The sequence below is a fragment of the Crocosphaera sp. Alani8 genome (assembly GCF_038442745.1).
In the GTDB taxonomy this organism is placed as follows: Bacteria; Cyanobacteriota; Cyanobacteriia; order Cyanobacteriales; family Microcystaceae; genus Crocosphaera.
Genome location: NZ_JARVCN010000143.1, coordinates 1 through 22,233 on the forward strand (window position 1 = coordinate 1; position 22,233 = coordinate 22,233).

The window sequence follows — 22,233 nt, forward strand, 5'->3', positions numbered from 1 at the left end:
TTTGGCCTAAGTTTTCGCAGCGAGTGACCCCTGGCTTTTTGAGAAGATACGTTCAATTCATACTGCAACTGAAAAAGGAGATACACGAAGGATTGAAATTTTGATTGATAATGATTTTGATGTTAATGCTAAAAATGATCATGGTGATAATCTATTCAATTTCGCTAAAAGTAAGAGGATAGCTGAACTTTTAATTAGTCAAGGGGCTGATATTAATGCTAAAATTAATCAGGGTTTTACAGCTTTAGACATTGCTATTTCTAATAAAAATCAGGAGATGATAGAGCTTCTTAAAGAACATGGTGCAAAGAAAAATAAATTATAAATTGTTAATTCTCTTTTTTTGAATATTATTTGACAGAAAGCAATTATTTTTAGTGATTACAAAATATTTTCATTATTTAGGATTCTTATTAACTAAAGAAGAAAAAAGATGGCTAGTTTCAGAAATTAATAATTACTAGCATTAAATCATTTTGGTTTATAAATTAATAATAATTACCATTAAACGACTTATAAATGTGACAGTATGGGAAAAAATGCTATGATGTGAATAGAGACATAAGAACTCATTTATGCCGTTATTGATTTTAGTCGCCGATGACGATCTAGGAATTCGTGTCGCTGTTCAAGACTATTTAGAAATGCACGGTTATGGAGTCATAACCGCTCAAGATGGGCAAGATGCCTTTTCCTTGGTTCAAAATTATCGTCCCCATCTTTTGATATCAGATATCAGAATGCCACGAAAGGACGGCTATACCCTGGTAAAAGAACTCCGTCAACTACCCGAGTTTCGTTTACTCCCCGTGGTATTTCTCACCGAGTGTAGTACTATGGACAATCGCATTCAAGGGTATCAAGTAGGTTGTGATGTCTATTTGCCAAAACCCTTTGAAATGGAAGAGTTAAAAGCAGTCATCCGTAATTTATTGGAGCGATCGCAGATCATTCAATCGGAATGGCGTTTTTCTCAAGACAAGTCCGTTAACCAAAACACCCCCCAACAACAACAAGCTGCTAAAATCTCCATTCAAGCAGAAATGGAATTAGTGGAATTAACCCGACGAGAAAGCGAAGTTCTCGATCTGTTAACTATGGGACTCTCCAATGGAGAAATAGGTCAAAGACTCCATTTAAGCCCCCGTACCATCGAAAAATATGTCAGTAGTTTACTACGGAAAACTGACACTAGCAACCGTGCAGAATTAGTTCGTTTTGCTTTGGATCATCATTTAGTTAGCTAAGTTTTAATGTCGAGGTGGACGTAAAGCAGGAGAAGGGGTAATAGGACCCAGAATTTGATTGAGTTGTCGTAATTGTTCGGGAGTTCCCATACAAATCAACAAATCCCCGGCCATTAGTTCCGTTTCCCCAGTGGGACCCCCTATTAAAGTACCATCGGAACGACGAATAGCTAAAACCAATGCCCCCGACTGTAATCTTAACCTCGCTTCGCTGAGGGTTTGACCAACACAAGGACAAAACTTAGGATCAAGCAGAAATTCCTCCATATAAAAAGTGCGATCGCTTCCAGTCAAGATCCCATCCACAAAATCCATCACCTGGGGTCTTAAAGCCGCCGCCGCTAAACGTTTCCCTCCAGTGATGTAGGGGGATACAACTGCGTCCGCACCTGCCCGTTGTAGCTTTAATACCGCTTCTTCCGTACTAGCGCGGGCTATGGCGCGGATTTTAGGGTTGAGGGTTTTGGCAGAAAGGACAGTGTAAAGGTTTTCTGCATCGGAGGTTAGAGCAGAAACCAAACATACAGCTTTATCAATTTTGGCACTAATCAAGCATTCATCTAGGGTTGCGTCCCCCTGAATGACAATATAACCCAACTGTTTAGCTTCTTCCACCTGTTCCGGTCGAGAGTCAATAATGACAAAAGGAACGTCCTCTGCGGTAAATTCTTGGGCGACTTGTCGGGCAGTACGCCCGTAACCGCAGACAATACAATGATGTTCTAGGGTATCTATCAAGCGTCTCTCCTGTCGTTGTCGAATTCCTTCTTGAAAATAACCTTGAATTAAGGCTTCTGTTAACCGATTAACAATATAACCAATGGTGATGACTCCCAACAAAATTAAAATTATGGTGAATAGTCGGGACTTCTCATCAAGGGGGTGAACTTCTGAAAACCCAACCGTAGAAAGGGTAATCATGGTCATGTAGGCAGCTTCGGTCAATGACCATTTTTCCAGTACCCAATACCAAAGAGTTCCCAAACAAAAAACACCGGCTAGTGCGATGGCCCCAACCAGTAATTCCTGTCGTAAACGTCGATATTTTTCTTCAAAAGAATATAAAGCCATAGAAATTTTTATTTTCTAAAATAGTGAGGCGGAAATGTTTTACCATTGGGACTGAAAGATAATAATTATGACAGTTACAAGCTGGTTTCAATGTTTAACTAAAAATTTATTTTATTCGTTCATATTTTTGTAAGTAGCAACAGCAGATGGAGAAATGCGGTTCAGATAACGGAAGATCCAATATTTAAGAACTGTATCCAAAATAACCGGAAAAGTCGCAATAAACAGAAAGTTAAATTCTTGGTTTTCAGGTAAGCCAAAATGACGGGCAACTCCTTCTAGAATAACCTCCCAACCATGAGGAGAGTGGAAACCCACAAACATATCGGTGAACAAAATAATTAAAAATGCTTTTGCTGGATCGCTTAAACCATACAAAATTTCGTCTAAAAAAGACTTTAACACTTCAATTTCTCGGCGACTACTCATAATGACCAAAGAAAAAGCCCCAATAGAAAATAAATCGGCAAAAACATTACCAATGGAGTCGATTCCTTGGGCGCGATATTCTTCTGTTATTTCTTTTGCCCGATGCTTAACTTTATCTTCTACTTCTTCGTCGCTTAAGGATTCTCTTAAACCAATTAATCCTTGAAATCTGAGAATTTCTTCGTAATGGCTTAACTCTCGAAATGCCTCTTCTTCTAGGTCTTTATTAATGAAAACAACCTGTTCATGATTTTGAAAGTAGTGATGGATAATTGGGGTTAACAAAAACGTTTTCGTGAGTTGGTGGGTCAATAAAGGAACAATAATCAACAATAAAATAAATTTGATAGAAAGAGAAGTTCTTAAACGAGATTTACGATATTTATTGATAACTTGTTCTTCGGTATCTCCTGATTTGGGATCAATTTCTTGTTTGATTTTATTCAGAGTGTTGATAAAAGAGCGAGGCAAAACACCTGTTTTTTGTGATGCAGAGGCTAAAGGATTATCATGAGTTGGCGAGGAAGACTTTTTCTGACCATTGTTAGAATTTTTGGCAACAGTTTCCGTTGTCTTTTGTTGGTTATTTTTTCCGTTTAAAGCTTCTTCTGGTAGAATAAAAGAGCTATTATCAATTTGTTGGATTTCATTATGTCGGTACTTAGCAGTTACTTGATCGATAAATTCTAATTTTTCAAAAATAATTGCTGCAGTTGTGGCGTTTGTTTGTAATTCTCCTTGATTTGTTACATCTTGTGTGGAGTCTTTTATATTAGAAATATTAATAAATAGACGACTGGTTTTAAACACACCGAGTCCCATACTAACTTTTTGCAAATAACCGTTAACTTCTGCCTTAAAATAAGAAATAACGCTCTCGCCATAGTCAGCATTTTCCTGGGAAACTTTTTGACCACCAAAATGATTATCCTCGATCGCCTTTATTTTCAAAGCTGCTTTATATGCAGTATCCAGGGATCTTTCCGGGGTACCTGTTAACCAGTTAGAAGTCTTTTTAACCAAGGACTTAAATTTCATAATAATTTCGACTGACTTGTAACAAATAAAAAATAAAATAAACAGAAAACCCACAAAAACTGCTGCCACATAATTGTCTATTAACCCCATTGAGTTGAGGAATATCTGTGAAGCGAACCTCTGTGTGGATCGAAGGAACCACCCGAACCGGAAAAACAACCCAGTTAGTGCAGGAATTTTGTTCTTGGGTTGAACATAAGCAGGGGAAGAAAAAGGATTCTTCTGTTGAGTCTGTCACCCAAAACCTTGCCTCATCCGTGTTGGTTTTTTCAGCTAACGATGATAACCGTCGTGATCTAGGGGATAAACTTTCCTTAGCTGTGAAAGGAAGTTATCCTATTTACTGTAAAACCCCCATAGGGTGGATGAGAGACGAAATTAAGCTGTTTTGGCCTTTGTTGTTCGAGGAACTGTCTTTAAAAGCCCAGTTTCCCCTATTCTTACGTCCAGAAACCGAACAATCTCTTGCAAGCAAGCTATGGCGACAGTATGGCACTAATCACGGAAACTCCTTGGAGGATCAGTTTTTAGGAACATTGACTGGAAATAGCGAGTTTCGCTTTGTCCGTCAAACCCTTGATTTACTGCTATTGGCTGGTGCTAGTGGGGTCATAGTGGAGCATATCCCCTATATTCTAGAACAGGGTTTAGAGGGAGGGGAGTATTTTTTAGAACAGTTAAATAATTCAGAAATGACGGAAACTTCTTTGGCTAAATTAAGAGGTGAACTGATTCTAGAATGGCAACAATGGTGTTTAAATCGAGGCTTATTAACTTATGGTTTAGTTTATACTCTGTATTGGCGATATTTATTACCCAATTCCCGATATCAAGAGCATTTAACCAGTCGTTATCAGGGAATTTTTGCCGACGATGTGGATGATTATCCAGCGATCGCTTTTGATTTATTTCGCTTTTTTTTAGACCATAATGCTTTTGGTGTGTTTACCTATAATCCTGACGGACAAGTTCGTTTGGGTTTGAATGCAGATCCCCAATCTTTATCTCAATTATCATCTGATTGTGATGTAAAAATATTACCAAATTTTCCAAGAATCCAGAGTAATTATGGTGAGATGATTTCCCAGTTAGCCATTAATCCTTTGTTAATAGAAAACTTACCCGACTGTTTTACATCCCTGCAAACTATTTCCCGTGCTGAATTATTACGAGAAACCGCCAATTTTATTGTTGATGCTATCAAAAGTAAACAAGTTAATCCAGAAGAAATTGCCATTATTGCTCCTGGATTAGACGAAATTGCCCGTTACACATTTATTGAGATTTTATCCTCTGCTGATATTCCCGTTAAACCATTAAACGAACAACGTTCTCTAATTAGTTTTCCTCTGGTTCAAGCCCTATTAACTCTATTAGGAATGGTTTATCCAGGGTTAGCTAGAATGTTTCGAGAGGATGATATTGCCCAGATGCTGACGGTTTTGAGTTACGATGCTAAGCAGAAAATAGCTAAAATTGATCCCGTTAGAGCCGGATTAATTGCTGATAGCTGCTATGAAGTTAAATCAGAAAATTGTAACTTTTTACCCATTGAAACCTATCCCCGTTGGGATAGAATTGGTTCCACGGCAACCGAAGCATATAATCATCTATTAAATTGGATAAAAAAGACACAAAATCAAGTTAAAGAAGATGAACTTCTCAGTCCCAATAGAGTCCTAGACAAAGCTATTAAAGAGTTAATACAAGTTAACCTTAAACTGTCCTATCAACAATTATCTGCTCTGAGGGAATTAACAGAAACTGTTCAACATTTTTGGGAAATTGATAGGCGTTTGCGACAATACGATGCTAACCCAAAATTACCAAAAACAACCTTAATTGAGTTTATTCAACTATTGCGACGGGGAACCATTACTGCTAATCCTCGCCCTCCATATTACCTAGGGAAAAAACCTGCTTATGTAACTTTAGCAACTATTTTTCAATATCGCTCTTTAAAAAGTTCTCATCGTTGGCATTTTTGGTTAGATATATCATCTAATTTATGGGAAAAAGGTGGAGCCTCTATACTATTTTGCGCCCCTTTATTTCTGAGAGAATGGTCAGGAGGAAGTTTAACTGCTGATGACGAATTTGAGGCAGATAAAGCCCGATTAAAGCGCATTTTAAATGACTTATTGGGACGAGTTGAGGATAAAGTTATCCTTTGCCATAGTGATTTAAGTGTTAAGGGAACAGAACAAACCGGTCCTTTACTAACTTTAGTTAATGGCTCCCAGGAAATAGAATTATCGGAAAATAAACAATAATTACTATAATTCAATCCGGCAATAATTGCTCTAAACTAGCTTGCATAATATCGGTTGTTTGAGCAAAAACACTAAAAACAAGAGCTTCTTTATACACCCTCTGAGCCGGATGACTTTGATAGTTAGCCGCACCACTAGAGACTATCAACGCAGCTTTTGAACATTTTTGAGCTAAATTAATTGCCCAAACCCTTAACTTTAAATCCTCTTCAAAAGACCGATTCTTAAGGTTTATTTTTTCTTTGATTTTATCTTGACAAAGATACCATTCTTTGGTCAGTTTATTGTGAGCATCTTCGATAAAATCAAGTTGTTTGGTTTGTGCTGTTTTTTTAATAATATTTAGACTAGCTTTAGCACAGCCCAAAACTAAGAAACTTGGGTACAAAACCACTTTTTTATCATTATGGTGAATAGCTCCTGGTTTAGCAAGAGAAACCACATTTTCCGTAGGTAAAAAATAGTTTTCAAACGTAGCAGTTACAGTATTTGTTGACTGCATTGCCCCTAATTTCATGGGTTCACTGAATCTAACCTGAGAGGAAGGACGAAAAGGAATAAGTCCCCTCATTTCTTGACCATCAGGTAAATTAGTTCCTACTATTAAAACGTCAAAGAAATTAAATCCTGTGATCCAAGGAACATCACCTGTAATGCTATATCCTCCCTCAACAGGAGTAGCAGTAATCATGGGTTTTCCCCCTCGTCTTAATTGAGAAAACCCCAAACCACACAATAAATTTTCTTGGACAATTTTTGATAAATATTGTTCTTTTAAAGCTTGATTTTCGCTTTTAACAAGAGAATTAACAGCCCCTTGATGTTGCAGTTGTAAAAAAGCTAAGGCTCCCGAATATTGTGATAATAATTGTTGAAAAAGATAAAAAGTTTCTGGTTCTAATTCTAACCCTCCCCAAGATTTAGGAATTCTCACCGAGAGTAAAGAAAGTTCGATTAAGCCTTGCAAAGCCTTGTTTAAAGCAGTAGGAGATTGATCGATCTCAAACGCAACAGGAGCAACAAATTCTTGCAAATAGGATTCAATTTTATCTAAAAAATTAGCTAAATTGTTAACTTGAGGACGATTATTAATTTCTTTGGAGATAGGCATATAACTGATGTTGCGAGAAATTTATTGATTAACTGATACGGCTAATATATTATAAACGGTTGATCATTCTGGAGAATCAAGACGTTAAACTATTGTTCAAAGAATTAGAATATTTGGATCTAAGGGATAGACTAAAATAGACACAAAAGAAATAGTAGTCAAGCGATCGCATCTATCTCAGACCGATGACTACTGTGGTCAGGATAAACATAAACACGAAGAGAGAGAGTGTCAATCTCTCTTGATACGAGTTAAGGAATTACATGGCAAACCTCAACCCAACCGCAAGTTACAGCCTTGCATTAACCATCGAATTACCCAACATTGCTGGAACCCTTGCCAACGTTACCCAGGCCATTGCAGGGGCTCAAGGGAGTTTTGGACAAATTTCTTTAATTGAGCATAACCTGAAAATCACACAACGGGAAATTACCGTCGAAGCATCTAGCGAAGATCATGCAGAACAAATTGTTTCTGCCGTTAGAGAAATTCCCAACGTAAAAATACTCAAAGTATCCGATCGCACCTTTGAACTTCATCGTAAGGGTAAAATTACCGTAGAAAGCCGGCTCCCCCTTAGTTCTCAAGGAGACTTGGCCATGGCTTACACCCCAGGAGTGGGTCGTATTTGTAAAGCCATTGCCCGTGATCCTTCTGAAGTGTATAATCTCACCATAAAAAATAACACAGTGGCAGTGGTAACCGATGGCAGCGCGGTGTTAGGGTTAGGAAACCTCGGTCCAGAAGCTGCCTTACCAGTAATGGAAGGAAAAGCCATGTTATTTAAGGAATTTGCTGGAGTAGATGCCTTTCCCATCTGTTTAGCCACCCAAGACACAGAAGAAATTATCGAAACCGTCAAACGCATCGCTCCGGTGTTTGGAGGAATTAACATAGAAGATATTGCCGCCCCTCGTTGCTTTGAAATTGAAAAACGATTACGCCAAGAACTAGACATTCCCGTATTTCACGACGATCAACATGGTACAGCCATTGTTACCCTCGCAGCTTTATTTAATGCCCTGAAATTAGTCCACAAGTCCCTAGAAGAGGTACGAATTGTAATTAACGGTGCAGGGGCTGCCGGTGTCGCCATCGCCTCTCTATTGCGCACAGCAGGGGCTACTACTATTTGGTTATGCGACTCCAAAGGGCTGATCTCCCACAGTCGAGACGATCTCAACCCACAAAAACAAGCTTACGCAGTGAGTGCCAGTGGAACCCTAGAAGACGCTATGCAAGGGGCTGATGTCTTTTTAGGGGTGAGTGCGCCGGGAGTGGTAACACCAGAAATGGTGCGATCGATGACTAGAGATCCCATTGTGTTTGCGATGGCGAACCCTATCCCCGAAATTCAGCCAGAATTAGTGACCAAAGATGTGGCAGTGATGGCTACAGGGCGTAGCGACTATCCCAACCAAATTAACAATGTTCTGGCTTTTCCTGGGGTTTTTCGAGGAGCTTTAGATTGTCGCGCCAAAAATATTACCGAGCATATGTATTTAGAAGCAGCTAAAGCGATCGCATCTTTGGTTAATTCTAGTGAGTTAAATGCTGAACATATTATTCCTTCTGTGTTTGATGAGCGTGTCTCTCATGCTGTAGCTAGTGCGGTAGAATTAGCTGCCCGTGAAGATGGTGTAGCCATTCAATAGTTATTCTGCTGTTTAACTGATATCTTGCACCAGTGTAGAAAAACTTAAATTAGTCAGCAGTTCCTCACTCCGTTCCGGCGCTATCGCACAGCAGTCAGCTTTCATATCCTAGCTGAAAGCGTTAAGCTTATGTTTAATCTCACTCACAGCATAAGATAGAGATTGATATGTTTCAACTGATGGCTGATAGCTGATAGCTGAACCCTTACAAACTAGCCAGTTTTATCGAAGGTGCAAGATGTGAGTTTAACATCCCTTCGGAGTTAGGAGTTCCTGACTCCTGACTCCTTCTTCAATTTCAAGAATTGGTATAAGATGGTCTAGAGAATATTGAAAGCCAAATTTTAGATAAAATAATAATAAAATTACAGGGATCACTATCATTATGGCAGAAGAGACAAAACCAACGGCAAAAAAAACCAAACCCCCTGCGATCGAAAAAAAGCCCTTCACCGAGTTTATGGAGGAGCATTTCACCCCTACTCTCAAAGAAAGTCTCACCAAGGAAGGACTCAAGGATATCGAAGTATCCTTTACTAAAGCCCCCGTCTCCATTCCTGGAGCCACATCCAATGAAGCTTGTTGGCAAGTGATTGGCACTTGGAACCAGGGACAACGCCAGTTTAACATCTACTTTCCCCAAGAGGACATCAAAGGACCTAAAGCCTTTTCCTACGCCGTCAATGGTAAACCCCCCAGCACCATTGAATCCTTTATGATCGATGAGCGTAAAGTTACCCTAGATTTAATGGTTTTATATACCGTACAACGCCTCAATGGACAGAAATGGTTAACGAGAAATTGACGGGATAATGTCCCCAAAACCATCAACAGTGACCGATGAACTAAACTGATAGCTAATCACTGGTCACTGTTCCATATTGCTTTAAAAATCACGATAAAGCAGAAAATTCACCCAAAATTTTTACTTCCGGTTCTAATAATAAAGACCAATGAGCTTCTACTTTTTCTTGAACGTGGTTAATGAGACGAAAAATATCTTGAGCTTTGGCCTGACCGCAATTTAAGATAAAGTTGGCGTGGCGTTGGGATACCTCTGCATCTCCCACACGGTAGCCTTTTAATCCCAATTGTTCGATTAACCAACCAGCCGCATAGGGACTAGGGTTACGGAAAACGCTACCACAACTAGGTTTATCGTAGGGTTGAGAGCTTTTTCTTTTGTGCAGGTTTTCCTGGGTGGTGGCGGAAATTTCCTCGCGACTGAAACCAGGTTTTAGCTGAAAAGTGGCTTCGATAACTAATCGTTGTCCCCCCTGCAAAGCCGAGGAGCGGTAGCTATAGTTTAAGTCTTCTGGGGTTAAAGTTTCTAGCTTACCATCAGGAGAAAGAACTAACGCACTCACCAAGGAATCAGCGGTACACTGGTTGTGCGCTCCTGCATTCATCACCACTGCTCCGCCAACGGTTCCGGGGATACCCACAGCCCATTCTAAGCCACTCCAACCCCTTTTAGCCGCTTGCCAAGCCACACTAACAATGGATTGCCCGGCCGCTACGGTAATTTGTGCTGTTTCTTCATCGAAGTGGCGATGACGAAGATAACGGGTACTCAATACTAAACCTTCAATCCCACAATCGCTAATCAAAAGATTTGACCCGGCTCCCAACAACATCAAGGGTATGTCTTGTTTTTGGAACCATTCAAAAGTAGATTGTAGCTGCTCGAAGTTCCTGGGGGCGGCGTACCACTGAGCTTTTCCTCCAACTCGATAGGAGGTACGGGGTGCCAAAGAAACGTTAGGGTAGATGGGTGGGTTAGACGATGGGTTAAGTGCAGTAATCATGGGGACTCAATGAGGGTAATCTGAACGAAACGACTAGAGATTAGGCTAATTGTTCCTAATTATTGTCAAGGATCGATGATAATTAGCTATTTCGTCGGTTTTTATAAATATTCTAGCTATGATTTAAAAGTTAACAACCTGAGTTCGGTATTAGGAGTTAAGTTTTTTTTGACCAGATAATCGGTGTTTGAGACTCTTGAACCCGACGAATTTTCTTACGAACTCAGGTTAACAGTGAAAAGTAAAGAATCAATGTAGGCATTCCACTGTTAAGCAGGGAAAGAGTTATGCCGCTTTATACTGGGAAATTACTTGAGGAATAATCTGATTGAGATTTCCTGCTCCCAAAAACAATACCAAGTCTCCTGGTTGTACTAACATTGGTAATGTTTCTTTGAGGGTATTTAAAGATGGTTGGTAAATAACTTGGGGATGATTCTCTCCTACAGCTATTGCTAAATCTTCCCCACTGATATTGTGTAGGTTGACCTCTCCAGCACTGTAAATATCCGTCAAAATAACTAGGTCTGCATCGTGGAAACAAGCGGCAAATTCCTTTAAAAAGGTAGCGGTTCGGCTGTAACGGTGGGGCTGGAATATGGCCACGACACGGGAAACCTTCTTCCCATCTACTTGAGAACGGGCAGCAGATAAAGTAGCCTCGATTTCGCTAGGATGATGGGCGTAATCATCGATAAAGTTAACGCCATTACACTCTCCACGGTGTTCAAAGCGTCGTTTTGCTCCTTCAAAGTTAAGCAACCCATCAGCAATCACAGAAAATTCTAAACCTAACTTTCTTCCTACTGCGATCGCCGCTAAGGCATTACTAACGTTATGATCTCCAGGAATGGTTAGGCGCATTTCCCCTAAATAATTGCCTCTTTCCCATACTTGCGCTGTAGTACCATCGGGACCACTGAAAAGATTTTTAACGGTGTAATCAGCGCCTTTATTGCTGTCTAAGCTGTAGGTAATGGTAGGGGTCAGTTGGTTAGCTACGGTTTCACAGTCCAAACAACCGATCAAAATATCGCACTGGGTTTCAAATATCTGAAAGGTTTTAACCACATCATCCAAAGTTTGATAGTGGTCCGGATGATCTAATTCTATGTTAGTGACAATGCCGATATTAGGGTAATGCTTAGTTAGAGAACCATCGGACTCATCTGCTTCTGCTACGAGATAACCCCCTGTCGCTCCAATTCGGGCATTTCCTTCCCAAGCATCTACTTCTCCCCCCACAATTATGGTGGGGTCAACTCCTGCTTTCAATAGCATATAACCGATTAAACTGCTGGTGGTGGTTTTACCGTGGGTTCCAGCAACAGCAATACTCTGATAGTCTCGAATCAAAGCAGCTAAAACATCGGAACGATGAAAAATGGGGCAACCTTTTTCTTTGGCTGCCGCATATTCAGAGTTGTTGTGACCAATAGCTGTAGAACAAATAACCTGAGGTAAGTTGTTTCGGAGAGAAAGAAGATTAGAGTCTGAAAAAATTTTGTCTTGACTATTCCTATAGGACAAACCGTTTCCACCGACAACCGTAGATAGGGTTTCTGATACTGTTGTACAATCCCCATTGAACAACTCTAAATTGATTGCCTCTTGACGACTAAAAATATGCGCTCCAACCCCTTGCAATCGCTCCGTAATATGGGTTGAACGCAAATCAGACCCAGACACAGGCAATTGCCGTTTGGCTAAAACATAAGCCAAAGCTGACATACCAATGCCACCAATGCCGATAAAATGAAAAGGTCGTCCACTAAAATCTACGGTTTTCACCATTACCTCTCCTCACACACCACGCAACTAAAGTGAAATTAACTAGTTATGATTTTACGGTTTATGATATCAAAAACTGACTAGTTGGTCATTAAGACACTCATCTTCAGTATGTACCACATCATCCTATGTGAACGAAGTTAACTCTAAAGAGTTCCCTTTTCTACTAAAAAAATCAGTTAGTAAAGGTTCGGTAGGCTCTCACATCTACTCTATGACACTTTGATAGGTAGGGAGTCTATGGCCTAGGGTGAATCCTCTCTAAAGAGCAGAAATTATGGTATCTTTAATAAAGCCGTAATGCGCGCAAAGATTAATATAACCACAAAATCATAATTTGTAGGAGAACAATGGTAAAACGATTCATCTTGATGGCCATCGCTGCTGTCTTTTTCTTTTTACAATTTCCCATCCATGATGCTACTGCATTAGAATTAACCGAAAAAACTCGCACAGTTCCTTTAGCAGAAGACGGTGAAAAAACTACTCTCGATAACCAACAAATTGCTAACGGACAAAAACTGTTTATTCGTGAATGTACCCAGTGTCATTTACAAGGGAAAACTAAAACCAACAATAATGTAAGTTTGGGTCTAGAGGATTTAGCTGGTGCAGAACCTCCCCGTGATAATCTTTTAGCGATTGTCGATTATTTAAGACAACCTACCAGTTACGATGGAGAAGACGATTACACCGAATTTCATGTTAACGTGAATCGTTCTGATCTCTATCCAGAGTTGAGAGACTTCACTGAAGAAGACCTCTACGATGTGTCTGGTTATGTTTTAGTAGCACCCAAATTAGATTCTTACTGGGGTGGCTCAATTTACTTCTAAAACCAATTATTAAAACAATTTGAGTTCATTTTTAAAATCATCTCTCTGGAATATTCTAGAGAGATTTTTTCTGTTTTTTTATCCTAATGTAACTGCTAAAAATCTTACTTTACTATCTCTAAGTTTCGGTTAATCTCGGTATCAATTGAGCCAAATTGCAAGGACGATTACGAGAATCGAGTTGGTCTTTGATAATACCCCATCCTGTTTGACAAGCACCGCTAGAACCAGGTAAACAAAAGATATAAGTTCCATTAGCTACCCCGGCCAAAGTTCGAGATTGAATGGTAGAGGTTTTAATTTCTTGATAGGAAATCATCCGAAATATCTCCCCAAAACCTTCAATCTCTTTGTCTAAGAGTGGTTTAATAGCTTCTGGAGTTCCATCCCTTCCTGTAACTCCCGTACCACCAGTGGTTAAAATTACTTGGACAGATTCATCTGCAATCCATCTAGATATTACAGCACGAATTTGATAAATGTTATCAGGAACAATTGTTTTTTCAGCTAGGGAATGACCTGTTGTGGTTAAATTATCTACTAATATTTTACCCGATTTATCATCAGCTTCTGTTCTGGTGTCAGAAACTGTCAGCACGGCAATTTTCAAAGACAGGAAAGATTCGTTATGGTTCATTAACTTTAAGTTATAAAAGTGATTTGCTTTTTCAATCACTTTTCTATGGTGATTTATATCCTATCAGAAAACTAAGTGATCGAACATATTTAAAATTAATGGTTAGGGAACAAGAAACACGGAAAAAAAATTTTTAGTTTGGTTAATGTGTTTTAATACAGTGGTTTTCATTTATGTCCGAATCACTTAGCTAATAAATTATTTCACTATTACTATTGTTTTTTTCTCTTTAGTCCTAAGCCTAATCCACCAACTGCAAGTAGTCCAAGAATAGTTCCAGGTTCAGGAACCGGTGGTGAAGGATCTGGATCTATAATCTCTGCCTCAAGTTTTTCTACCAATGCAACCTCATACTCAGCAAAACTATTGGCAGTAAAAGCAGTCCCACCACCAGCAGTAGCAATGGCAGCATTACTTGCTGCACCACTGGTACTAGTTCCGACAAATAGGGTATTGGTGACGATGCCATTATCGAGAAAAGCAGCTGACGCAGCAGATTCCGCCGCCGTTTGACTATTGGGTGACCCATCAGTTGAAATATCAATCACCTCGGAGTCACCATCAAATGCGTTACTAAGTATTGATGCCGCTACCCCAGAAATAGCTCCTCCTGTATTAGTCCCGCCGCCGTTTTGAGTCACAGGTGCGATCAGATTAGCAAAGGCTATAGCCTCAGCGTTATTAGTAATGGCAGTCCAATCAACTTCTAGGTCCAATCCGCTAGAAAATTGCCAGAAGGAAACAAATACAGTATCCACATCGCCAGTCAGAAAATTACCAGCAAAGTCGTTTGTAAAGATATTGACGTAAGCATCTCGCTGGAACGCAAAATCGCCTCCGGAAACACTACCTGAACCATCTACGACAAGACCTAGCTCTACAGAAGCTGCCAGTAACGTCTCAGCGTTAAAGCCAATGGAAGCACCAGAAAGAGCTATGACAAAAGTTGATTTTAATAAATTGGAATTAAATTTGTTCACGAAATACTCCTAAGTGAAAAAACGTAAGTGAAAAAACTTACTTGCTGGAAAATTTAAATGACAAAATCAATTCTGTCAAGGTCACTAGCAGGAATGTTGAAAGTTTTATAAAGGTGTTCAATATTCCTTAATCCTGCCTCTCAAAGCTTAACTTTTTGTAACCTGAGTCCGACGAAGATTTTGTAGCCAACATAGAACACCATACCTATGCTGGGAGTAGTATTTCTCTTTTTAAGTAAAGTATGGATTTAAACTTCCCTGTTTAATTTATCAACTAATATTTTGCCCAATTTATCATCAGCTTCGTTTCTTGTATCAGAAACTGTCAGCACGGCAATTTTCAAAGATAGTAAAGATTCTTGTTGGTTCATTTTTGTTACTTTCAAATTAAGCTTTAAGGGAAATATTTTTCTACTTCCAAAACACTTTTGCCAAAACAACTATTGACAATTGTGGTAATGCGATCGCTGCTTAAGTTAGGCAGAAATTTACTTGCCGTTAATTCTAAATATCCTGAATCACTATAAACAAATAATCTAATTTTATTGTTTTCCCATAGCCAAACTTCAGGAATATTTAAGTATTGATATTTAGTTAAATCGTCTATACTCCCTGATGTGAGATTGATTTCTACCGCCAAATCTGGCTTGTCTTTGTCTATTTCAAAACAGTAAGCCACATCAGGTTCTTTCCCTTCTTTCCCTTCTTCCTTAAGGGTAGTTTGATTGTAGGAGAAAACAGGAATATTAAGATTACGACAATACGCCAAAATAATCAACCTGATATAATCACCAATTAGTTCATGGTTACGTCCTGGGGACACAATAGTAATTACTCCGTTGCGAAACGAAACCCGTTTACTGGGCAAATTTAAACTAATATATTCTGCCCAGGTGGTGTTAGTAATTGTAGTAATGCGGTCGCTTTTTTGTGTTCCAATAGTTAACATTTTTACTGAAGAGATATAGTTTCTTTCATGCTTTGCTAACTTACAATATTCAGACTAAAAAATCTAAATATTGACCTTATTAGCGATCGCACTCTTGAAACTTTCTTTCAACTTAGCCAAGTCCATTGTACCAATATCCCCTTGTTGACGAGTGCGAATACTCAAAGTTTGAGTTTCAACTTCTCTTTTTCCAACTATGGCTACCACAGGAATTTTTTCTAGTTCGGCATTACGTATTTGTTTGCCCAAACGTTCTCCGGTACAGTCTATTTCTACCCGATAACCAGCCTCTTTTAGTGCCGCAACCACAGTTTCCCCATATTCTCTTTGTGCTTCACTAACTGGTAGTAAACGTAGTTGAATAGGTGCTAACCATAAAGGAAAATCCCCTGCGTAGTTTTCGATTAAAATTCCGTAAAAACGTTCTAAAGACCCAAAAATTGCCCGATGAATCATAATAGGGCGTTGACGAGAACCATCCACAGCGACATATTCCATGTCAAAGCGTTCTGGTAGGTTAAAATCTACCTGAATAGTAGAACATTGCCAAGTACGTCCGATAGCATCTTTAATTTTGATGTCGATTTTGGGACCATAAAAAGCACCACCTCCCTTATCTTCAATATAGTCCCAACCTTTATTATTTAAAGCTTCTACTAAAGCTTTAGTGGCTAACTCCCAACCTTCATCTGTCCCCACCGACTTATCTGGGCGAGTGGAAAGATTTACTTCATAGTCTTTAAACCCAAAATCTGAAAGAATCTTCTCTGTTAAATTCAGTACACCGAGAATTTCTTGGGGAATTTGTGTGGGTAAACAGAAAATATGGGCATCATCTTGAGTAAAACCCCGTACCCGCATCAAACCGTGTAAAACCCCAGAACGTTCGTAGCGATATACTGTCCCTAATTCTGCCCAACGTAAGGGGAATTCTCGATAGGAATGGAGGTCATTTTTATAGGTTAAAACGTGAAAGGGACAGTTCATAGGTTTGATTTGATAAGCTTGTTGCTCAATGTCCATCGAATCAAACATATTTTCCCGATAAAAATCAAAATGTCCCGATGTTTTCCACAATTCCAAGTTAGCCACATGGGGAGTATAGAGAAGTTCGTAACCTCCATCTAAATGAGCCTTACGCCAATAATCTTCGATGATATAGCGCATGGTTGCGCCACGAGGATGCCAAAATACTAAACCACCACCAGCATTTTCTTGAATGCTAAATAGTTTTAACTCTTTTCCTAGTTTGCGATGATCTCGACGTTTAGCTTCTTCCCGTTGTTGTAAATAAGCGTCTAATTGTTCGGGGGTTTCCCAAGCAGTTCCATAAATACGTTGTAATTGGGCTTTGGTTTCATCTCCGCGCCAGTATGCACCGGCTACGCTTTCTAAAGCGAAAGCTTTGGGGTTAATTTCCCCTGTATAGTTAATGTGAGGTCCTGCACAGAGATCCCACCAAGATACTGTAGCAGGGATTTTAACAGGTTTAATTAAAGATGGTTCAGGTAAAGCCGCTTTGAATTTTGCGCCTAAATCTGGCAATCTACCCCCATCCGGACTGCCAATGTAGTAACGGGTGATGGTTTCTCCTTCGGGAATGCTATCTAAAATTTCTACTTTATAAGGTTCCCCTAACTGTTCTATTTCGGTTTTAATGTTTTCTCTAGTGATCTCTTCACGAATAATCGGCAAATTAGCTTTAATAATGAAGCGCATTTGCTTGGTAATTTTTTTCAAATCTTCAGGGGAAAAAGGTTGTGGGCGATCAAAATCGTAATAAAAACCTGTATCTGTAGTGGGACCAATGGTAACTTTTGTCTCTGGAAATAAGATTTGTACTGCCATTGCCATGACATGGGCGCAAGTGTGACGAATACGCTTTAATTGTTCTGGGTTGGCTATTTCTAAGGGAGACTGAGCTAACTGACTAACCATTGGTAAAATATTGTAATGATAACCATTATCATAATAGCGCAAATCGAATTCGGATTAGAAAGAAATCGAGATAGAATGAGAGCCATTATCAAGATATTCCGAGGCTAACTAACTGAAAAATATGACTCGTCTAAACTTTACCCTGTCCGATGCTTTACCATCTTTACCAAAAAGTGGAATGCCAGTCACCATAATTACTGGTTTTTTAGGTAGTGGAAAAACGACTTTACTCAACCAAATTTTACAGAATAAAGACAACTTGAAAATAGCAGTATTAGTCAATGAGTTTGGGGATATTAATATTGATGAACAACTCTTAATCTCAGTTGATTCAGATATGATAGAGTTGGGCAACGGTTGTATTTGTTGTACTATTAATGATGGTTTAGTTAACGCTGTTTATGGAGTTTTAGAAAGAGAAGAAAAAATAGATTATTTAGTCATTGAGACAACAGGAGTAGCAGATCCATTACCGATTATTCTCACTTTCCTGGGAACAGAATTAAAATTTTTGACTCGTCTTGACTCTGTAATTACAGTTGTGGATGCAACTGCTTTTGATGCCAACCATTTTGATAGTGATGCTGCTTTAAGTCAAATTAGATACGGTGATATGGTTGTTTTAAATAAGATTGATTTAGCAACTAAAGAAAAAATTAGCGAATTAAAAGAATTTATTCAAGATATTAAACCAGGATTTAGGATTTTAGAAAGCGAATACAGCAGAGTTCCTTTACCACTAATTTTAGATATTGGCTTAACTCAAACAGATGATTATAAAACCGAAATCTCTAATTTTCGACAAAATAAATCAGCGTTTAACAATCATTTAGCAGATGATAATTTTAGTTTTGTTTCTTTTCAAAGCGATCGCCCATTTGAAACACAAAAATTTGAACAGTTTTTATCCGAACAATTACCTAATAATATATTTCGCGCCAAGGGAATATTATGGTTTCAAGAAAGTCCTGCTCGACATATTTTTCAACTCAGCGGACCACGATATGATCTCCAAGCGGATGATTGGACAACTCAACCAAAAAACGAACTTGTATTGATTGGGCGTAATTTAGATGAATCATTAATTAAACAACAACTTAATGATTGTTTGGTAGAGTTAGTGAGTAAAAATAAATTTGGTCTGCCTAATTTACCTTGGTAATTAGAATAGATGCAGTTCAATAAAACCCAATTTTAATCACTACCAAATAACAGTGACATCATACAAAGAAAATTTGCTGTCTGCCTTTAATGTAGGTAGGTTGTGCGTCTAACTTTGTGCAATTAATAAGCGATCAAAGGGATCGTTATGGTGAGTTCATAATAGCAAAATATGCGACACATCTATCATTTCAATAGGAAGTATTTGAAACCCATAGTAAGCGATACGACTGGGAATATAAACATCGGGAGTTTCAGGCAAAAGAAGCTTGCAAATTTGAGCTTTGATAACAATTTCCCAAGCACTAACAATACTGAAGAAGATATCATTTTGAGGATTGCTAATAATAATTTTTGCTTCGGCAGAAAGTTTAGAATAGTTTGTTACCCACCACAAAAAAGCATTTGTATCTAAAAGTATGTTCCTCAAGGGTATTCGGAAATAAATTCAAAATTCTCATCATAGATTTCAAAATTTGCTTCATATCCCTTAAATTTTAATGAATCGCATATTTCCCTTAGAGTTGCCTTGATTAAGTCAATATCTCCTGCAACCGCACCATTGAAAAGCCATTTATCTCCTTCTTTTAGATTTTGTGTTTCAAATTCATACGCTTTCGTCCTAATTTTTAATGTCTCATTTCCATCAAATTGACTTTTGTAAATGTAGGCTTGTTTTTCTGATAGCCCTAAAAAATCTCGAAGCACTTTGGCGACATCTCTCAAACCTACTTTTGAATAAAGACATCCGTAAACATTGTTTGTAATGGGTAACTCGTTCACTTGAGAAATCTTTATAGATAACTGTTGATTTATATCGTATTGGCGATCGCTTTAACTGTCAAATCAAAAAATCTTACTTAAATCTAAAACAAACCCAGGTAAAACAGCTTCTCCTGATAGAGTTTGAGGATTATTTAAAATCTCTACTTGCTGCCCAACTCTATATATTTCTACTATTTTTGCGGATGGTTCGATTAACCAACTAAGTCTAACACCATTATCTAAATATTCCTGCATTTTTGATTGTAAATCTTCATATCGTTGATTTTTAAGATCACTAGGACTTACTAATTCAATAACAAAATCAGGAGAAATAGGAGGGAAACCATCTTGTTGCGCTTTAGTTAATTGATTCCATCTTTCTAGTTTAATCCAGCTAACATCAGGACTTCTTCTTGCACCATTGGGTAAGACAAACACAGTAGAAGAATCAAAAGCTTGTCCTAACTTGGTTTGACGATTCCAAATTCCTAAGTCTAGATATAGATTAAAGTTTTTTCTACCTGCTGTTCCTCCAGTGGGACTCATAACAATTAATTCTCCATCTTGGGTTAACTCCATTCGCACTAGCTGTTCGGTTTGTGCTAGTTGATCGAATTGTTCTGGAGTTACCCGAAATCCCTTGGGAATGGTAATATTTTCCATAAGTTTACAAATTGATTTTCAACTACTATTCTAGAGCGTTTAATCCGCTAAATCTTTTTGCTCTATTTTGAGAACGGTTTAAACTCATTTAATGTGAACTAGGTACAACGTAAATCAAACATCTTTTGGTTATCTGGAAGTAAATATTCAGGTATTAACCAATATATTATATAAATTTTCTGTTTTTCGTCTAAGACATCTTTAATATTAAATTGAGAAAGATTATTAAATCCGTAGGGAACTATTTCACTAAACTGATCACTGTCAGCAAATTCTATACTTAATTCACTATGATATTTTGTCTTGGAGTAAAACTCTTTAATTTCAGATTCAAGGCTAGAAGTTTGTCTTAATTCACCTACAAAATAAAAACAATCAGTACCGTTACCGGGGGGTGATTTTACGTATTTAAAAGACTTAATTATCGAAGTATTGTCGGGGTGTTTGATAGTTTTGAATTTATTGGAATACGCTCCGATGATTTTATTATTGGAAATAGTATCAGATGTAATAGCTCCGACAATTAAAATCACTATTCCTAAAAAGACTACTAAGGGCAAACCTAAAATCAATATAGCAAATAAATTAATTATATTTCTGTTTTTCATTAGATAAAAAGAACCTGAATATATATCAAAGGAACAGATCAATACTCATTATATGATCCCACTGATAACATTATTTCTTTTTTGATGCGCTCATACTCGGAAACAATCGCAATAAATTGAGATTACTTTGATTGTTACCAAATGATAGTAAAATGATAAGGAGAAAACTTACTATTTGCCGTTAATATAGGCAAGCTGTGAGTTGAGCTATGTGAAATTAATAGGCGATCGCCCTGACCTTTTTATTTTGTTTTGAGAACGATTATCGTTATAGTATAATTAACTTTTGTAAACTCAATTGCTTCTCTTCGCCATGTCAGAGATTAACCAGCAAGGACTACCAGTCACCATCATTACGGGCTTTCTGGGTAGTGGGAAAACCACCTTACTGAATCAAATTCTGCAAAACGACCTTGATCACAAAGTTGCAGTATTGGTTAACGAGTTTGGTGATATCAATATCGATGCTCAACTTTTGGTTTCCTACGAGGATGACATGGTAGAGTTGAGTAATGGTTGTATTTGCTGCACTATTAATGATGGTTTGGTAGAGGCGGTAAAACGAATCTTAGCTAGGAAACAAAGAGTCGATCGTTTAATTATTGAAACCACAGGGGTAGCTGACCCTTTACCGATTATTTTGACTTTTGTTGGCTCAGATTTTCGATATTTTACCCACTTGGATTCGGTTATTACCCTAATTGATTCCGAAACCTTTACCCCAGAACATTTTGATAGCGAAGTGGCCTTTAAACAAATTGCTTATGGAGATATTCTCTTATTGAATAAAACCGATTTAGCCAATAAGGAACAACTAACAGCATTAGAAACCTACATTACCTCTATAAAAAAGAATCCCAGAATTATACATACTCAACACGCCCAAGTCCCTTTGCCGTTGATTTTGGATGTGGGTTTAACTGACACAGATAGTCTTCTTGAACAAGAAGACCACAAGAATTCCCATCACCTCAAAACAGATGGTTTTGTCTCTATGTCTTTCCAAAGCGATAAACCTTTTGATGTTTATAAATTTCATAAGTTTTTAGAAGAAGGACTTCCCCTAGAAGTATTTCGCGCCAAAGGAATTGTTTGGTTTGCAGGAAGCCAATTACGTCACATTTTCCAACTATGCGGACAGCGCAACGATATCAAGTCCGAACCCTGGTCTAATTCTCCTGCCAACCAGCTAGTATTTATCGGTCGTCATTTAGATTCCGATAAACTCCACCAACAGCTAAATAACTGTTTAGCTACTTCTCTTACTGTTTAA

The 22,233-nt window shown here is 38.2% G+C and carries 22 protein-coding genes; 8 read left to right on the forward strand and 14 right to left on the reverse strand.

The window, feature by feature from the left end:
• Positions 1-55: 55 nt before the first annotated feature.
• Both P9B04_RS09865 and P9B04_RS09870 read left to right on the forward strand, forming a co-directional pair.
• Positions 56-325: an ankyrin repeat domain-containing protein gene (locus P9B04_RS09865; RefSeq protein WP_342054855.1), complete on the forward strand. Its 270-nt coding sequence runs from the start codon at positions 56-58 to the stop codon at positions 323-325.
• A gap of 250 nt (positions 326-575) precedes the next feature.
• Positions 576-1,247, forward strand: a complete 672-nt coding sequence (locus tag P9B04_RS09870; protein ID WP_342054819.1) for a response regulator transcription factor — start codon at positions 576-578, stop codon at positions 1,245-1,247.
• A gap of 3 nt (positions 1,248-1,250) precedes the next feature.
• Here P9B04_RS09870 and P9B04_RS09875 read toward each other — a convergent pair whose 3' ends face one another.
• Both P9B04_RS09875 and P9B04_RS09880 read right to left on the reverse strand, forming a co-directional pair.
• Entirely contained in the window at positions 1,251-2,318 is a 1,068-nt protein-coding gene (locus P9B04_RS09875) for a potassium channel family protein (RefSeq protein WP_342054820.1), read from the reverse strand.
• Positions 2,319-2,429: 111 nt separating this feature from the next.
• Positions 2,430-3,785: a proton extrusion protein PcxA gene (locus P9B04_RS09880; RefSeq protein WP_342054821.1), complete on the reverse strand. Its 1,356-nt coding sequence runs from the start codon at positions 3,783-3,785 to the stop codon at positions 2,430-2,432.
• Positions 3,786-3,892: 107 nt separating this feature from the next.
• Between P9B04_RS09880 and P9B04_RS09885 the strand changes: the two genes are divergently transcribed.
• Positions 3,893-6,058, forward strand: coding sequence for a recombinase family protein (locus tag P9B04_RS09885; protein ID WP_342054822.1), 2,166 nt, complete (start codon positions 3,893-3,895; stop codon positions 6,056-6,058).
• A 10-nt stretch (positions 6,059-6,068) separates the two neighbouring features.
• Here P9B04_RS09885 and P9B04_RS09890 read toward each other — a convergent pair whose 3' ends face one another.
• Positions 6,069-7,169, reverse strand: coding sequence for an acyl-CoA dehydrogenase family protein (locus P9B04_RS09890; RefSeq protein WP_342054823.1), 1,101 nt, complete (start codon positions 7,167-7,169; stop codon positions 6,069-6,071).
• 263 nt (positions 7,170-7,432) lie between these two features.
• On the opposite strand from P9B04_RS09890, the gene P9B04_RS09895 reads away from it, so the two are divergent.
• The gene (locus tag P9B04_RS09895; RefSeq protein ID WP_342054824.1) at positions 7,433-8,824 is read left to right on the forward strand and encodes a malic enzyme-like NAD(P)-binding protein; all 1,392 of its coding nucleotides are present in this window, start codon (positions 7,433-7,435) and stop codon (positions 8,822-8,824) included.
• 385 nt (positions 8,825-9,209) lie between these two features.
• A complete protein-coding gene (locus P9B04_RS09900) occupies positions 9,210-9,629 on the forward strand; it encodes a DUF2996 domain-containing protein (RefSeq protein ID WP_342054825.1) in 420 nt (139 codons plus the stop codon).
• Positions 9,630-9,717: 88 nt separating this feature from the next.
• On the opposite strand, the gene murB is transcribed toward P9B04_RS09900, so the two are convergent.
• Together murB and murC are read right to left on the reverse strand one after the other, a co-directional pair.
• Positions 9,718-10,632 carry a UDP-N-acetylmuramate dehydrogenase gene (murB, locus tag P9B04_RS09905; protein ID WP_342054826.1) on the reverse strand — a complete coding sequence of 305 codons (915 nt, stop codon included), beginning with the start codon at positions 10,630-10,632 and terminating at the stop codon, positions 9,718-9,720.
• 285 nt (positions 10,633-10,917) lie between these two features.
• Positions 10,918-12,426: a UDP-N-acetylmuramate--L-alanine ligase gene (gene murC / locus P9B04_RS09910; protein ID WP_342054827.1), complete on the reverse strand. Its 1,509-nt coding sequence runs from the start codon at positions 12,424-12,426 to the stop codon at positions 10,918-10,920.
• A gap of 347 nt (positions 12,427-12,773) precedes the next feature.
• Between murC and psbV the strand changes: the two genes are divergently transcribed.
• Positions 12,774-13,259, forward strand: a complete 486-nt coding sequence (psbV, locus tag P9B04_RS09915; RefSeq protein ID WP_342054828.1) for a photosystem II cytochrome c-550 — start codon at positions 12,774-12,776, stop codon at positions 13,257-13,259.
• 118 nt (positions 13,260-13,377) lie between these two features.
• Here psbV and moaB read toward each other — a convergent pair whose 3' ends face one another.
• The 5 genes from moaB to thrS all read right to left on the reverse strand — a co-directional run bounded on the left by moaB (position 13,378) and on the right by thrS (position 17,763).
• Positions 13,378-13,896 carry a molybdenum cofactor biosynthesis protein B gene (gene moaB / locus P9B04_RS09920; protein WP_342054829.1) on the reverse strand — a complete coding sequence of 173 codons (519 nt, stop codon included), beginning with the start codon at positions 13,894-13,896 and terminating at the stop codon, positions 13,378-13,380.
• Positions 13,897-14,108: 212 nt separating this feature from the next.
• A complete protein-coding gene (locus P9B04_RS09925; RefSeq protein ID WP_342054830.1) occupies positions 14,109-14,876 on the reverse strand; it encodes a PEP-CTERM sorting domain-containing protein in 768 nt (255 codons plus the stop codon).
• Between the two features lie 248 nt (positions 14,877-15,124).
• Entirely contained in the window at positions 15,125-15,247 is a 123-nt protein-coding gene (locus P9B04_RS09930) for a hypothetical protein (RefSeq protein WP_342054831.1), read from the reverse strand.
• 23 nt (positions 15,248-15,270) lie between these two features.
• Positions 15,271-15,825, reverse strand: coding sequence for a Uma2 family endonuclease (locus tag P9B04_RS09935; protein ID WP_342054832.1), 555 nt, complete (start codon positions 15,823-15,825; stop codon positions 15,271-15,273).
• A 63-nt stretch (positions 15,826-15,888) separates the two neighbouring features.
• Positions 15,889-17,763, reverse strand: a complete 1,875-nt coding sequence (gene thrS, locus P9B04_RS09940; RefSeq protein ID WP_342054833.1) for a threonine--tRNA ligase — start codon at positions 17,761-17,763, stop codon at positions 15,889-15,891.
• Between the two features lie 121 nt (positions 17,764-17,884).
• On the opposite strand from thrS, the gene P9B04_RS09945 reads away from it, so the two are divergent.
• Positions 17,885-18,925 carry a CobW family GTP-binding protein gene (locus P9B04_RS09945; RefSeq protein WP_342054834.1) on the forward strand — a complete coding sequence of 347 codons (1,041 nt, stop codon included), beginning with the start codon at positions 17,885-17,887 and terminating at the stop codon, positions 18,923-18,925.
• A gap of 156 nt (positions 18,926-19,081) precedes the next feature.
• Here P9B04_RS09945 and P9B04_RS09950 read toward each other — a convergent pair whose 3' ends face one another.
• The 4 genes from P9B04_RS09950 to P9B04_RS09965 form a co-directional block, all read right to left on the reverse strand.
• On the reverse strand, positions 19,082-19,354 hold the full coding sequence (locus P9B04_RS09950; protein ID WP_342054835.1) for a type II toxin-antitoxin system VapC family toxin: 273 nt from the start codon (positions 19,352-19,354) through the stop codon (positions 19,082-19,084).
• The gene (locus P9B04_RS09955) at positions 19,351-19,707 is read right to left on the reverse strand and encodes a hypothetical protein (protein WP_342054836.1); all 357 of its coding nucleotides are present in this window, start codon (positions 19,705-19,707) and stop codon (positions 19,351-19,353) included. Before P9B04_RS09955 ends, P9B04_RS09950 begins: the two co-directional genes overlap by 4 nt.
• 63 nt (positions 19,708-19,770) lie before the next feature.
• Complete coding sequence (locus tag P9B04_RS09960) at positions 19,771-20,352, reverse strand: Uma2 family endonuclease (protein WP_342054837.1); 582 nt, start codon at positions 20,350-20,352, stop codon at positions 19,771-19,773.
• Between the two features lie 98 nt (positions 20,353-20,450).
• Positions 20,451-20,960, reverse strand: a complete 510-nt coding sequence (locus tag P9B04_RS09965) for a hypothetical protein (protein WP_342054838.1) — start codon at positions 20,958-20,960, stop codon at positions 20,451-20,453.
• A 313-nt stretch (positions 20,961-21,273) separates the two neighbouring features.
• Here P9B04_RS09965 and P9B04_RS09970 point away from each other — a divergent pair, with 313 nt between their 5' ends.
• A complete protein-coding gene (locus P9B04_RS09970) occupies positions 21,274-22,233 on the forward strand; it encodes a CobW family GTP-binding protein (protein WP_342054839.1) in 960 nt (319 codons plus the stop codon).

Coding starts and splice junctions, on each gene's coding strand:
- P9B04_RS09945 (WP_342054834.1), top strand. CDS start 17,885: ATGACTCGTCTAAACTTTACCCTGTCCGATGCTTTACCATCTTTACCA.
- P9B04_RS09965 (WP_342054838.1), bottom strand. CDS start 20,960: ATGAAAAACAGAAATATAATTAATTTATTTGCTATATTGATTTTAGGT.
- thrS (WP_342054833.1), bottom strand. CDS start 17,763: ATGGTTAGTCAGTTAGCTCAGTCTCCCTTAGAAATAGCCAACCCAGAA.
- P9B04_RS09900 (WP_342054825.1), top strand. CDS start 9,210: ATGGCAGAAGAGACAAAACCAACGGCAAAAAAAACCAAACCCCCTGCG.
- P9B04_RS09935 (WP_342054832.1), bottom strand. CDS start 15,825: ATGTTAACTATTGGAACACAAAAAAGCGACCGCATTACTACAATTACT.
- P9B04_RS09930 (WP_342054831.1), bottom strand. CDS start 15,247: ATGAACCAACAAGAATCTTTACTATCTTTGAAAATTGCCGTGCTGACA.
- P9B04_RS09970 (WP_342054839.1), top strand. CDS start 21,274: ATGTCAGAGATTAACCAGCAAGGACTACCAGTCACCATCATTACGGGC.
- moaB (WP_342054829.1), bottom strand. CDS start 13,896: ATGAACCATAACGAATCTTTCCTGTCTTTGAAAATTGCCGTGCTGACA.
- P9B04_RS09875 (WP_342054820.1), bottom strand. CDS start 2,318: ATGGCTTTATATTCTTTTGAAGAAAAATATCGACGTTTACGACAGGAA.
- P9B04_RS09870 (WP_342054819.1), top strand. CDS start 576: ATGCCGTTATTGATTTTAGTCGCCGATGACGATCTAGGAATTCGTGTC.
- P9B04_RS09960 (WP_342054837.1), bottom strand. CDS start 20,352: ATGGAAAATATTACCATTCCCAAGGGATTTCGGGTAACTCCAGAACAA.
- P9B04_RS09880 (WP_342054821.1), bottom strand. CDS start 3,785: ATGAAATTTAAGTCCTTGGTTAAAAAGACTTCTAACTGGTTAACAGGT.
- P9B04_RS09895 (WP_342054824.1), top strand. CDS start 7,433: ATGGCAAACCTCAACCCAACCGCAAGTTACAGCCTTGCATTAACCATC.
- murB (WP_342054826.1), bottom strand. CDS start 10,632: ATGATTACTGCACTTAACCCATCGTCTAACCCACCCATCTACCCTAAC.
- P9B04_RS09890 (WP_342054823.1), bottom strand. CDS start 7,169: ATGCCTATCTCCAAAGAAATTAATAATCGTCCTCAAGTTAACAATTTA.
- murC (WP_342054827.1), bottom strand. CDS start 12,426: ATGGTGAAAACCGTAGATTTTAGTGGACGACCTTTTCATTTTATCGGC.
- psbV (WP_342054828.1), top strand. CDS start 12,774: ATGGTAAAACGATTCATCTTGATGGCCATCGCTGCTGTCTTTTTCTTT.